A 12,505-nucleotide genomic window follows, 5' to 3' on the forward strand; every position below is an offset into this window, starting at 1 on the left:
CCGTCGAACGAGAGGCAAAGCCGATGAATGCCGCAGATGTCTTCACGAAACTGGACGTCGAACTCAAACCCGATCCCTCGCGCACGGTGCTTCGGCCGTTCAGCTTCGGCTATCCGGCCGCCTTCGATCGCAAACCGACCCGTGCGCAGGATGTGGCGCGGCGCGTCATGGCGCTGGACGCGGAGACGCGCGACCGGATGCTGGAACTGCTGCAAGCCGCGATGGAGAAAAGGCATCGCAACGTCGACGGCGTCTTTCTCCGCCGCTTCGACGAGGTGAAGGACGATCTGGGCGATATCGCCATCGGGGAAAAGCGCGACCGCCTGCTGCTCGGTGCCTATTTCAGCCAGGAATATGCGTTCGAATCCGCCGCCCTGTTCAACCCCAGCATCGTGACCGTGCCCGACCAGAACCCCGATGACGACGATATCCGCTTCCTCCTGTCGCTGCGCGGCGTCGGTGAGGGGCATATCTCCTCGGTCACCTTTCGCACCGGCAGTTGGGATGGCGGCACCGGCCTCGTCGTCGATCCGCCGAGCCCGCAAGGCGTGCCGCCCCGGATCGAGAGCAAAGAGGGCGGCTGGGTCCGGATGCTCGCCGACGACAGCGCGGACGTGTCCGAGACGGTGATCTTCCCCATCCTGCCCAGCCAGCGCCAGGGCGTCGAGGATTTGCGGCTGGTGCGTTTCACCGACCATGACGGGGTGGAAAGCCTGATCGGCACCTATACGGCCTTCGACGGCAATATCGCCCGTTCGGAGATGTTGCGCGGGATCAACCAGCAGCGCTTCGAAATGCGCGCCCTGGCCGGGGCCTTGGCGGAATATAAGGGCATGGCGCTGTTCCCCCGCCGGATCGGCGACCGCTTCGCGATGATCGGGCGGCAGGACAATGTGAACCTGTGGCTGCTCTATTCCGACGACCTGCACATATGGGACGAAGGGATGCGCATCATGGGTCCCAAATATCCGTGGGAGTTCGTGCAGATCGGCAATTGCGGTTCACCGATCGAGATCGATGAGGGCTGGCTGGTCTTCACCCACGGCGTCGGCATGATCCGGGGCTATTGCGTCGGTGCCTGCCTGCTCGACAAGGACAACCCGGCCAAGGTGCTGGGCCGGACCCACTCGCCCCTGCTCTTCCCCTCCGCCGAGCAGCGGGGCGGCTATGTGCCCAACGTCACCTATAGCTGCGGCGCGCTACTCCACAAACGTCGCATCCTGCTGCCCTATGCGATCGGGGACCAATATACCGCCTTCGCGACCGGCAGCGTCGACGACCTGTTGTCGGTCATGGAGTGAATCCCCCACCCCTTTCGGCGGACGATCCGGCGGATCGCGCATAGTCCCGGAATCGGTCATCTGGGCCCCGGTCGTTGCGACCGAACCGGGTCCAAGCCCTTGCGCATCCGGCTTTCAGCGGCGACAAGGCGGCCATTCGTCGCAAATGCGGTTTACGGCATAGGACGAGAGGCCAAGAGGCTCCGGGGTTTCACGTTGGACACCGCATCGTCCGAAATCCGCACGCCCGTTCATCATCTGCTGAAGACCAAGCCATCAACCATAAGGGGCCGATATGAAGCTGGAATATTCACGACCCGGATCGCACGGCAACTTCGGCGACGATCTGAACGAGTGGTTCTGGGACGAGGTGGCGCCGGGTCTGCTCGACGATGACGATTCGACGATCCTGCTGGGCATGGGCACGATATTCAGCCGCTGGTTCACCGACCAGTTGCCCGCCGACAGCCAGAAGATCGTGATCGGCAGCGGCGGCGGCAAGGCCGGCGGTCCGCCTCATCTCGATGACAAGTGGCATATCTATGGCGTCCGGGGGCCGCTGACCGCCGCCTATTCGGGGCTGGGCCAGGAAACCGTCCTGACCGACCCGGCGATGCTGCTGCGCGACTTTCCCGAATTCTCCGATCTGGGGCCCCGGCGTGGCATCGGCTTCATGCCGCATATCTGGAGCCTGGATCACTGGGACTGGGAAAGGACGACCAGGGAGCTCGGACTGGAGTTCATCAATCCGCGCGACGAGGCGAAGGGGACGGTGCGGCGCATCGGACGCCTGGAGGGCCTGATCACCGAGGCCATGCACGGCGCGATCGTCGCCGACGCATTCCGCACGCCCTGGATCGCGGTGGGGATCGCACCGGGCTTCGAAACCTCCAAATGGTGCGATTGGGCGGCGTCGCTGGGCATGGCGATGACGTTCCATTCGGTGCGCGACGTCTATGCGCCGAAACGCTCCACCTCGCTCCGCATCATCAAGGGCGCTATCAAGGAAGGCCTGCACCGTGTCGGCATCAAGGCCGGCAAGCGGGCCCGTCCCCGCAGCGGGGAATGGGATGTGGCGGACATGAAGGGCCGACTGCGCTCGCTCATCGAACAGAAGCCGTACCAGTTGAGCGACGAAGCCAAGCTGGACGCCGCACTCGAACGGACCAGGCAGGCGATCGCCCGGCTGAGGCAGGATGCGGCGTCGGGCAAGTTCGCCCGGAAATAGGATCGACCGGTCCCCGCAGGTGCGGCGATGGTCGCACCTGCGGATGGGAAGCGGCTATCCCCGCCGGTCCAGCCGACGGTCGGGTCCTGCGGGATAGGCCACGCGAAACCCGATATGCGATGTCGGCAGGTCGCGCTCCTGCGCCTGATAGGCGGCGGGTCGGAAATTGGCGCAATAGTTCATCGCGCACAGATAGCTCCCGCCCTTGACCAGTCCGACCTGCCCGTCGCCCGCCACCCATTCCCAGACATTGCCGACCATGTCGTAAACCCCCAGGTCGTTCGCCTCGAAACAGCCGACCGGCGCGATCCCCGCATAGCCGTCATCACCGGTGTCGCGGATCGGAAACACCCCTTCCCAGACATTGGCGCGGGGTTTGCCGTGGTCGAAGGCCCATTCGACCGGATCGCGAGCGGCGTTCTGGTTGCCGCGCGCCGCCCGCTCCCATTGCTCGGTACTGGGCAGCACGCCACCCGCCCAGCGCGCATAGGCGGCGGCATCGTCGCGGTCGACATGGACGACCGGCTCGTCCGCCCGCCCCGTCAGGTCGCTGCCCGGTCCCTTGGGATGCCGCCAGTCCGCCCCCTTGGTCCAACGCCACCAGCGCGACGCGTCGTCGAGCGACACCGGCTCGGTCGGAGCGACGAACAGCGCCGAGGCCCCTTCCCGCTCGGCCCGGGTGCGATGGCCGGTCGCCGCGACGAAGGCCGCGAACTGGCGGTTGGTCACCTCATGCGCATCGATGCGGAACGCCGCGACAGGCACCGCCCGTCCCGGCCGATCCGTACCATCCTCCCCCAGCAGCACCGTGCCTGCCGCAACGGTCACGATCCCATCCCGCGCGATGCAGCGCCGCACCGGCTCCGCCGCCCGCGCGCCCAGCGTCACGCTGGCCGCCAGACCCAGTAGCAGCGCCGCCGCGATCCTCATGGCCGTGCCGCCGGTGCGGGTGCCTGCGCATCGGCGGGGAGCGGCACCACGCCCTTCGCCCGGGCATAGCGTTCATACGCGCCGACCAGATCGGCGAGCCGCCGGGGTTCGGCGGCGGCGAGGTCCTTGGTTTCGCCGGGATCGGTCGCCACGTTGAACAATTGCCATCGCCCGGTGCTGACCCCGCCGCGCGTATAATTGTTGGTCGGGGCGGGCAGGAAGACGACCTTCCAGTCGCCCTTGCGCAGCGCCCGGCGGAAGAACAGCTCGTAACCCAGCGTCTCGTCGGCGGAACGCACGCCGTTCGCGTTGGCGGCAAGAACGGGGCGCAGGCTATGCCCTTCATGCGGCAGGATCGCATGGCCCGCGAAGGTGCTTGGCTGGCGAAGGCCCGCATAGTCGAGCAAGGTCGGCGCGACGTCGCGCACGTCGAGATTGGCGTTGGCGATCCGTCCGCCGCCCTTCACCCCGCGCCCGGCGGCGAAGGCGCTGACCCGGATGCCGCCCTCCGTCGTATAGCCCTTCACCAGCCAGGAGGGCACCGAATTGGCCTGTGCCCAGCCGGGGCCATAGCCGACATAGCTGGTCGGTTTGCCGATATTGTCCAGGCTGTTGTCGATGCCCAGCGCCTCGGCGGGCGGTAGCGCCGCATCGGGCGAGCCGACCTTGAACCGGGGACTGGGTGCCTTGATCTCGTTGCCCTCGGGGCCGTTGTCGGCGAAGAACAGGATGACCGTGTTGTCGAGCCGCCCTTGCGCCTTCAACGCGGCGATGACGCGACCGACATTCTGGTCCATCCGGTCGACCATCGCGGCATAGACCTCCATCTTGCGCGCCTCGACCGCGCGCTCCTCGGGACTCAGCGACGCCCAGGGACGAGCCAATTCGACCGAATGCGCCACCGCATCGGCGGGGACCAGACCCAGCGCCTTTTGCCGCTCGAGCCGCTCGGCCCGCAGCGCTTCATAGCCCGCATCGTACCGCCCCTTATATTTGGCGATCGTCTCCGCCGGGGCCTGTAGCGGCCAGTGCGGCGCGGTGAAGGGCAGATAGGCGAAGAAGGGCCTTTTGTCCCCCGCCTTCGCCGAAGCGTCGAGATAGCCGATCAGGCGGTCGGCGAAATAATCCGCCGAATAGGCACCCTTGGGCAAGGCCGCAGGCTTGCCGTCGTCGCGGTAGCTGGGGGCGAGCCCGGCCTTGGTCCAGGCCTCGTTCTGGTCCGCGCCGAAATGGTTGGACAGGCCCTGGAGCAGCGCGAAGCTATGCTCGAACCCGCGCGCGGCGGGCTCGCGGTCGGGGGTCAGGCCCAGATGCCATTTGCCCGCCATCAGCGTGGCATAGCCGCCCGCGCGCAGCAATTCGGCGATCGAGGCGACGCGGTCGTTCAGATACCCCTCATAGCCCGGTTGCCCGCGCGTCGCCGGGCCCAGCAACTCCGCCATGGTGCCCAGCCCCGCCTCGTGATTGTCGACCCCGCTCATCAGCATCGATCGGGTCGGCGAGCAGGTCGGCGCGGTGTGGAAGCCGGTGAAGCGCACGCCCGAGAGCGCCAGCGCATCCAGATTGGGGGTCGCGATCTCGCCCCCGAACGCACCCAGATCGGACCAGCCGAGATCGTCCGCGACGATGACCAGGAAGTTGGGCGCGTCCTTGGGCGCCTGTTGCGGAGCCGCCTCCGCCGGACTGCCGGGCACCGGCTCCGCCAGAAGCGGCTTGGCCAAGATCAAGGCCGGGAGGGCAACTGCCAGGAATTTTCCGCCGATCATAGTCTTTCCCTTTCGGGCCGCTCACGCGGCTGCACGCCTGGCATAGCCAGCACCGGCCGGGGGACAATGAACATTCTCTACTACTCCGATAGGAATTACTTCGTTCGCTTCGGTCAACGACATTCATAGCCCTATGCGGGCGGCGCCTGCCGCGCTCCCCGCCACCGTCCGAGGACTTGCTGATGCCGATACCGAACGCTCCTGGCCGCCGTGCAGCCCTGCTGGCGGGCGCGATGATCCTGACGACACCCGCGCTGGCGCAGCAGGCGCTGGTCGCGCCCGGCACGATCGATGAACCGGGTTCGGTCGCCGAGCCGGTGGCCCAGTCCGACGACATCCTGGTCACCGCACGCCGCCGGACCGAGAAGAGCCAGGACGTGCCGATCGCGATCAACGCCTTCGGATCGGCGCAGATCGAATCCACCCGCACCTTCAACCTGCGCGACCTTCAGCAACTGACCCCCAGCCTGGTCGTCACCAACACCAATCCACGCAACACCAGCATCAACATTCGCGGCCTGGGCAACAATGTCGCGGTCTATAATGACGGGCTGGAACCGGCGGTCGGCGTCTATCTGGACGGCGTGTATCTGGCGCGCCCCGGCCAGACGGTGTTCGACCTCGCCGATCTGGAGCGTATCGAGGTGCTGCGCGGGCCGCAGGGCACGCTGTTCGGCAAGAACACCTCGGCGGGGGCCGTGGTCGTGACGACGAAGCAGCCGACCTTCGACTGGCAGGCGGGCGGCGATGCCAGCCTGGGCAATTATGATTTCCGACAGCTTCACGCCTATGTCTCGGGGCCGTTGACCGACACGCTGGCGACGCGGCTGTTCGTGTCGAAGACCGACCGCGACGGCTTCACCCGGAATCGCTTCGACGGACGCTATGGGCAGGATTTCCACGACCTCAACCTGCGCGGCCAGTTGCTCTACAAGCCGACCGATACCCTCAGCTTGCGGATCATCGGCGATTGGGGGCGGCAGAACAGCTTCACGGCGGGCAACATCCTGCTCGGAGCGATCCGGAATTACGACAATGGCACGCTGTTCCCGAACAATTATTACGACCGCGCCGCCCGATTGGGATACAGCCCCGTCGTTGCCGATCCCGCGCTTCGAACGACCGACACCGACGCCAACCCGCGTTACCGGATGAACCAGCACGGGGTGAACGTCACCACCGATTGGGATATCGGCCCCGCCACGCTGACCTCGGTCACCGCCTATCGCGCGTGGAACTGGTATCCGCACAATGACGGTGACGGCACCAGCATCGATGCGGGGGCGGACTTCCATCAGAGCAACGAGCAGCGCCAGGTCAGCCAGGAACTGCGCATCGCCTCCAACGGGAACCGCCGTGTCGATTATGTCGCCGGGCTCTATTATCTCTACCAGTCGATCGAGGCGGAGGCGGTCAACCGCTATGGCACCCGCGCCGCCGACTGGTTCCTGCCCCCGACCACCAATGCGGCGGTCGGCGCGGCGGCGCTGAACGGCTATAACGTCGTCAGCCATTCGCGGCCCGTCACCGACAGCTATGCCGCCTTCGCCCAGACCATCTGGCACATCACCGACGCGGTCGATCTGACCACAGGCCTTCGCTATACCTATGAAACCAAGTCCGGCTATTTCGACCAGACGGCGACGGGCGCGTCGCTCGCCGGACTGACGGCGGCGCAGCAGGCCGCGGCACAGACCATCCGTTCCCGCTACGGCGTCGCCAATTATTACGGAGCGCGGACCGAGGCGGGTCGGCTGTCGGGGCAGGCGACCCTGTCGTGGAAGGTCGCCGCGCCGATCCTGGCCTATGCCACCTATGCCCGGGGCAACAAGTTCGGCGGCCTGAACCTCGCCAACATCACCACCACCGGCCAGTTCGCCGCCAACCCCGTGATCCGTCCCGAGACGATCGACAGCTATGAGGTCGGGGCCAAGACCACATGGGCGGACGGACGCATCACGGCGAATATCGCGGTCTTCTGGACCCATGTGAAGGATTACCAGACCACCATCATCGACGTGGAACGGAACGGCGTCAGCTTCTTCACCAATGCCGCCAAGGTCCGCACGCGCGGGATCGAGGCCGATGTCCGCGCGACGCCGACCCGCTGGCTGACGCTGTACGGATCGGGCACCTATGACGATGCGCGCTACATCTCCTACGCCAACGCCCCCTGCCCCATAGAGATCACCGGGCAGACGCTGTGCGACCTGAGCGGACAGCGCCTGCCCGGCGTCTCGCGCTGGGCCGCCTCCGCCGGTGGAGAGCTCCGCGCGCCGCTGGGCGTGAATTTCGGTCATGAGGCGGAGCTTTATGCCGGGTCGGACTATAGCTACCGTTCGGGCACCAACAGCACCGCCAGCCTCAGCCGCTATTCCGATATTCCGGGCTATGATCTGCTCAACCTGCGGTTCGGCATCCGGTCGCTGGACGGTCGCTATGACATCCAGTTCTGGGGCCGGAACGTGACGGACTCGACCTATTATCTGTCGCTGGCGGCCAACAACACGGGGGCGATTTCGGGGACGCTGGGTGATCCCCGGACCTATGGCCTGACGCTGCGGACCAAATGGTAAGGGCACCCGCCGACCGGCGGCCTTCCCGACATCTGATCACACCATGCCCAGAATGCGCTGCAACGCCGCCTGGAAATGACGGGTGAGCGCCGCCTCCGCCGCCGCCGGATCGCGCGCAAGGCACGCCTCCAGCACGTCCAGATGCTCGCGGATGTTGCGGATCATGCGCGGCGGCGTTGCGGTCAGGTCGAGCCGGATCACCGCGACATAGTTTTTCAGCCGCCGCGCCGTCGTCTCGATCATCGGGTTGCGCAAGGATGCGATGATGCTGCCGTGAAAACGCTGCTCCAGCGACTCCATCTCCTCCGCCGTGCTCTCCACCGACGCGCCGTCTTGCAGCCTTTCGAGCAGCGCGCGGTGGTCCGCGATCAGCTGGACGATCTCGCCCGTCTCGGCGGTCTCGGCATAGGTGCGCGCCGCCGACCGCTCGATGATCGAGCGAAACTGATAGGTGGAGCGCGCCAGCTCCAGATCGGCTTTCAGGAACTCGATGCCTGATCGGGCATGGATCTTAAAAATGCCCTCGGTTTCCAGCACCCGCAGCGCATCGCGCAGCGGCTGGACGGGCAGGTTGAACAACTGCATCAACCCAGCCCCAGCCGATATCGATCCCGTCATAGGGCCCATCGGACACGTCGTAATGCGTGACGACCGTCCCCGCCGCATAGGTGACCAGGATCGCAGCCTGTTCCTTGTAATCCTGCGACACGGTTTCGATGCGATTGTCGGCGATGACGACATTGCGCACGCCCATTTCGGGGCGGGGCGGATGATGTGCGTCGGGCAGGATGCCGCCGACCATGATCACGCCGCCCGCCAACTGGCCGAAGCGGCTGCGGCGCACCTCGACCCCCGCCGCGCCATATCCGACGCCGCTGTCATTGGCCTCCGGATTGTTGCCGATGCCCAGCGCTACCTGCCCCAATTGGGTGAACTCGGCGCGGTCGAAGGTCACGCGCACCGCCGCCGCGACCTGAACGGCGGCAATTGCTGGGCCGCCGCGTCCCGGGGGGCATGGACAGCAGCAGGAGCCCGGCTCCGGCGAAACGCGATGTCATGGGGTATCTCCTGCCGAAGGTTCGTGAAAGGGCGGCTCCTCGCCTGCGATCGACATCATCTCAGCGGACCGACCGGATCGGCAGGACGAGGAAGGAGCCGACCAGCACGAAGACGCCCGACACCACGAACAACACGGTATAGTTGTTGCCCGTCGAGGACAGCAGCGCGGCGGCCATCACCGGGCTGAGGATCTGGGGCACGTTGACGGCCGTGGTCAGGATGCCCAGATCCTTGCCGGTCGCATCCTCCGCGCCCGGCTTGTGCTTGGGCAGCACCTGCGTCATCAGCGCCAGGTCGACCGACATGAACGCGCCATATCCCAGGCCGATCAGCACCGCATAGGCAAACATGCCCTGTGCCGTGGGCACGATCAGCGGCATGGCCACCGCCGCCGCCATGACGAGACTGGCGAGGAAGACCAGCGGCTTTCGCCGTCCCAGTCGATCGGACAGCACGCCCGAGCCCAGCCCCGAGACGACCAGTGCGACGAAGGTGATGATGGACATGCTGGCGATCATCCGGTTCGCGCTCGCCTGGCTCATCGCGATATGGTCCTGCAGGATATAGAGCAGATAGGTCAGGATCGCCTGATAGCCCATATAGATGGCGAACCGGCCGAGGAACGCCCAGGCGAAGTGGGGATGCTCGCGCGGGGAAATCCAGAAGCCTGTCAGGAACGTCCCCAGCTTGAGGGGCGTGGCGGGCGGCAGGGCGACGCGCGGTTCCGGATTGATCACCACGAACGCCAGGCACACGACGATGATCGCCGTGCCGACGATGCCGTATGCCAGCGGAATCCGGCTCGCCAGCGTCCCTGCGAAGAAGGTGCCGAACGACACCCCCGCCGTCATCGCGCCGCCGACGACGCCCGATGCGAGTCCCCGTTCCTCGGGCGGAAAGCGGTCGGCCACCAATGTCGTGATCGCGGGCTGCATCGAATTGAGGGTGACGACCGACACCAGCCAGATCGCGGTGATTCCCACCAGCCCGCCGCCATAAGGCGTCAGGATGATCGCCACCCGGCCGATGGTCGCGCCGATGACGATCCAGAGCGTGCGCCGCCCGAAACGGCTGCGCGTCCGGTCCGACAGCGCCCCCGCGATCGGCGTCGTCAAGGTACTGAAGACCGAGGTGATGGCATAGATGATGCCCAGCGTCTTCGCCTTGCCCGCCGGATCGATATTCTGGATCTGGTTGGGCAGCAGCACGCCCAGACAGGATGCGTACAGGGTGAGCAGCGTGAAGAACACGACGCCCAGCGACACCAGCAGCACCCATTTGCGGAGACCCGTCGCGAAAGGCGTCCGCCCCGCCGCGTCGTCGGTCGCAGCCGCGACCACGGCGGCGGGCTCGTCGAGCGACGGGGTCAGCCCGAAATCGTCGCGCGGGATCGGGTCCTCGATCCAGTAGATGCGGTGCCCCGCCCGCTCGAACAGGGCGAGCGCGGCGCGGGTCTCGGCGGCGGTCCAGGCCTCGTTGGCGTCGATCATCACCGGCCGCCCGTCATCCCCGGTCGCCTTTTCAACAGGTCGAGTCGGTGCAGGTCCCGTTCGATCTCCGAATGGCCGACCTTGATCTTATACCCCCAATAGCCCGCCTGTGCGGCCCGGCCGAACAGCTCCGTGAAATCATGATCGGACAGATGAAAGTCGAGGCCGCTGGCATAGACCGGAACCGAGACGCGCTGCGCCCCCAACAATTTCCAGAGCGGCAGGCCGCTGCTTTGCGCGAACAGGTCCCATACCGCATGCTGGATCGCCTCCTCGAACGGCACGAGCATCCTGCGCACATTGCCGCCGCGTGATCGCCCGACGCGCAAAGCCAGGGCCCCGGCCTCCTGCCCCTCCAGCATGGGAAAGACCTCCTGTTCGAAGGCCCAGGCGATGGTCGCTTCCGGCAGCAGCGGCTGGAACAACACCTGCACGAAGCCTAGGCCCACGCGCCCCGCCTCGTCGATCAGTCCGAGTGCGACGATATTGGCCTGGGTCGCGCCGACCTGTGAATCCCCGACCTTGCGATCGCGTCGGAACTGAAGCCTGGTCACGCGGTAGTCCGCGATACTGTTCCCCGTCGCCAGCATCGCTCTGCCGGGCACGCTATTCGCGCAGACCACACCGACCGCCGTACAGGATAGTACGGACCCGCAACGCGACGACGACGCGTCGACCGATGCGCCCAGCAGCGGCGACATCATCGTCACCGGCATCCGCGCCAGCCTGAAATCCTCCGCCGCGATCAAGCGCAATGCGTGGCAGATCGTCGATGCGGTGTCGGCGGAGGATGTCGGCAAGTTCCCCGACATCAACATAGCCGACTCGCTCCAGCGCGTGACCGGCGTCGCGATCGATCACAGCGGCGGCGAAGGCCAGTTCATCACCGTTCGCGGCCTGGGCCAGCAGTTCAACACCGTGCTGGTCAACGGCCGCCTCATGGCCACCGACAATCCGGGCCGCGAATTCTCGTTCGACGTACCGTCGCCGAACATGATCCAGCGCACCGAGATCTAAAAGACCACCGTGCCGCAATTGCAGGAAGGCGGCATCGGCGCGAACGTCAACATCATCACCGCCAAGCCGCTGGACGGCAAGACGGGCACACACCTGACCCTGTCGGCGGGCGGCATGTATGACACGCTCGCCAAGAAGACGAGCCCGGACTTCTCCGGCACCGCAACTATACCTATGTCAGCGACACCGCGAAGCGCGCGGCCAATACCAACAGCGCCTGCGGCTATAACGGCCTGTCGCTGCACTCGGCCAATGGCAGCCTGTTCTACCAGAAATACGGCATCCAGGCGCGTGCCTCGTACAACTGGCGTTCGTCCTTCCTGCGTAGCTGCCTGAGCGACTATGGCAAGCCGGAAAACCGCCGTGCCTATGGCCAGTTGGACTTCAGCGCCTCCTACGACATCACGCCTGCGTTCCAGGTCTATGTCCAGGGGGTCAATCTGACCAACTTCTACATCTTCGACTATTCGGTCCTCGAAGAGCGGGTGAAGAACATCCAGAATTTCGGAACGCGCTTCAACTTCGGTGTCCGCGCCTCCTTCTGATCCCTCTTCCCGTTTCCCCCACTGGCCCGGTGTTCACGCACCGGGCCATTTTTCGTCCAGGCGTCGGTCATCGCGGGCGGAGTAGCTTGCCAAGGCGCGATCCTGGTCCAGCCGCAAGCACAGATCGGCCCGGTCGGGCATCTCCGCCCAGATATGGCGGGTCAGCCGCTCATAATGGCTGACGAAACGGGCCAGTTGGGCCTCGTTCATCACACCCGCCCCGTTTCCCCTCGCCCGGCGCAGCGCATCCTCCTGCTGGGTGCGCCAGCGCAGCACCGTCGGCCAGTCGGGCGGCATCATCAGCACCAGCATATCGAGCCGATCGAACAACGCCGGATAGTCGGTCGCCAGCGCGGCATTCACATGGCGCCGCCATATGCCGTCGCTATCCTCCTCCGCCTCCAATCGGTTGAGCGGCATGGCCAGTGCCTCCTCCGCTTCCGGCCGGGCGCCGACGCACCAGCCTTCGAAAATGACCAGTTCACAGTGTTCGGGCGCGTTCGGCCATGTACTCATGGTGACGTGACCCCGGTCTTTCATCCAGCGGCAACCAGAGACCGACCGTGGTTTTCGCGCATAAGCGCAGGTGAAGCAACGGGCGGGGTTAACCCCGC

General features: G+C 66.0%; 12 protein-coding genes. 5 read left to right on the forward strand and 7 right to left on the reverse strand.

What is annotated here, in order from left to right; genetic code table 11:
• The first annotated feature begins 23 nt into the window (after positions 1–23).
• Both SM191_RS15530 and SM191_RS15535 read left to right on the forward strand, forming a co-directional pair.
• Entirely contained in the window at positions 24–1,301 is a 1,278-nt protein-coding gene (locus SM191_RS15530; protein ID WP_341506987.1) for a glycoside hydrolase family 130 protein, read from the forward strand.
• 274 nt (positions 1,302–1,575) lie between these two features.
• Positions 1,576–2,508 carry a hypothetical protein gene (locus SM191_RS15535; protein WP_341506988.1) on the forward strand — a complete coding sequence of 311 codons (933 nt, stop codon included), beginning with the start codon at positions 1,576–1,578 and terminating at the stop codon, positions 2,506–2,508.
• Positions 2,509–2,562: 54 nt separating this feature from the next.
• Here the strand turns inward: SM191_RS15535 and SM191_RS15540 are convergent, their stop codons facing one another.
• Both SM191_RS15540 and SM191_RS15545 read right to left on the reverse strand, forming a co-directional pair.
• Positions 2,563–3,438 (reverse strand): SUMF1/EgtB/PvdO family nonheme iron enzyme, encoded by an 876-nt coding sequence (locus SM191_RS15540; protein ID WP_341506989.1) that lies wholly within the window; start codon positions 3,436–3,438, stop codon positions 2,563–2,565.
• Positions 3,435–5,204 (reverse strand): arylsulfatase, encoded by a 1,770-nt coding sequence (locus SM191_RS15545; RefSeq protein WP_341506990.1) that lies wholly within the window; start codon positions 5,202–5,204, stop codon positions 3,435–3,437. The genes SM191_RS15540 and SM191_RS15545 overlap by 4 nt, the downstream gene beginning before the upstream one ends.
• A 182-nt stretch (positions 5,205–5,386) precedes the next feature.
• Between SM191_RS15545 and SM191_RS15550 the strand changes: the two genes are divergently transcribed.
• Complete coding sequence (locus tag SM191_RS15550; protein WP_341506991.1) at positions 5,387–7,780, forward strand: TonB-dependent receptor; 2,394 nt, start codon at positions 5,387–5,389, stop codon at positions 7,778–7,780.
• Positions 7,781–7,816: 36 nt separating this feature from the next.
• Here SM191_RS15550 and SM191_RS15555 read toward each other — a convergent pair whose 3' ends face one another.
• The 4 genes from SM191_RS15555 to SM191_RS15570 form a co-directional block, all read right to left on the reverse strand.
• Entirely contained in the window at positions 7,817–8,365 is a 549-nt protein-coding gene (locus SM191_RS15555; RefSeq protein ID WP_341506992.1) for a GntR family transcriptional regulator, read from the reverse strand.
• A complete protein-coding gene (locus tag SM191_RS15560) occupies positions 8,292–8,735 on the reverse strand; it encodes a hypothetical protein (RefSeq protein WP_341506993.1) in 444 nt (147 codons plus the stop codon). The genes SM191_RS15555 and SM191_RS15560 overlap by 74 nt, the downstream gene beginning before the upstream one ends.
• A gap of 163 nt (positions 8,736–8,898) precedes the next feature.
• The gene (locus SM191_RS15565) at positions 8,899–10,329 is read right to left on the reverse strand and encodes an MFS transporter (protein ID WP_341506994.1); all 1,431 of its coding nucleotides are present in this window, start codon (positions 10,327–10,329) and stop codon (positions 8,899–8,901) included.
• Complete coding sequence (locus SM191_RS15570; RefSeq protein ID WP_307001359.1) at positions 10,329–11,129, reverse strand: mandelate racemase/muconate lactonizing enzyme family protein; 801 nt, start codon at positions 11,127–11,129, stop codon at positions 10,329–10,331. Before SM191_RS15570 ends, SM191_RS15565 begins: the two co-directional genes overlap by 1 nt.
• Between SM191_RS15570 and SM191_RS15575 the strand changes: the two genes are divergently transcribed.
• Positions 11,107–11,346, forward strand: coding sequence for a TonB-dependent receptor plug domain-containing protein (locus tag SM191_RS15575; protein ID WP_307001361.1), 240 nt, complete (start codon positions 11,107–11,109; stop codon positions 11,344–11,346). The two genes, SM191_RS15570 and SM191_RS15575, sit on opposite strands and share 23 nt — an antisense overlap.
• 377 nt (positions 11,347–11,723) lie before the next feature.
• The gene (locus tag SM191_RS15580) at positions 11,724–11,891 is read left to right on the forward strand and encodes a hypothetical protein (protein ID WP_341506995.1); all 168 of its coding nucleotides are present in this window, start codon (positions 11,724–11,726) and stop codon (positions 11,889–11,891) included.
• A gap of 33 nt (positions 11,892–11,924) precedes the next feature.
• On the opposite strand, the gene SM191_RS15585 is transcribed toward SM191_RS15580, so the two are convergent.
• Positions 11,925–12,407 carry a hypothetical protein gene (locus SM191_RS15585; protein ID WP_341506996.1) on the reverse strand — a complete coding sequence of 161 codons (483 nt, stop codon included), beginning with the start codon at positions 12,405–12,407 and terminating at the stop codon, positions 11,925–11,927.
• Between the last annotated feature and the right edge of the window lie 98 nt (positions 12,408–12,505).

Origin of the sequence: Sphingomonas sp. 2378, assembly GCF_038084995.1 — a bacterium.
Taxonomy (GTDB): Bacteria; Pseudomonadota; Alphaproteobacteria; order Sphingomonadales; family Sphingomonadaceae; genus Sphingomonas.

Coding starts and splice junctions, on each gene's coding strand:
- SM191_RS15545 (WP_341506990.1), bottom strand. CDS start 5,204: ATGATCGGCGGAAAATTCCTGGCAGTTGCCCTCCCGGCCTTGATCTTG.
- SM191_RS15540 (WP_341506989.1), bottom strand. CDS start 3,438: ATGAGGATCGCGGCGGCGCTGCTACTGGGTCTGGCGGCCAGCGTGACG.
- SM191_RS15530 (WP_341506987.1), top strand. CDS start 24: ATGAATGCCGCAGATGTCTTCACGAAACTGGACGTCGAACTCAAACCC.
- SM191_RS15550 (WP_341506991.1), top strand. CDS start 5,387: ATGCCGATACCGAACGCTCCTGGCCGCCGTGCAGCCCTGCTGGCGGGC.
- SM191_RS15555 (WP_341506992.1), bottom strand. CDS start 8,365: ATGCAGTTGTTCAACCTGCCCGTCCAGCCGCTGCGCGATGCGCTGCGG.
- SM191_RS15585 (WP_341506996.1), bottom strand. CDS start 12,407: ATGAGTACATGGCCGAACGCGCCCGAACACTGTGAACTGGTCATTTTC.
- SM191_RS15535 (WP_341506988.1), top strand. CDS start 1,576: ATGAAGCTGGAATATTCACGACCCGGATCGCACGGCAACTTCGGCGAC.
- SM191_RS15565 (WP_341506994.1), bottom strand. CDS start 10,329: ATGATCGACGCCAACGAGGCCTGGACCGCCGCCGAGACCCGCGCCGCG.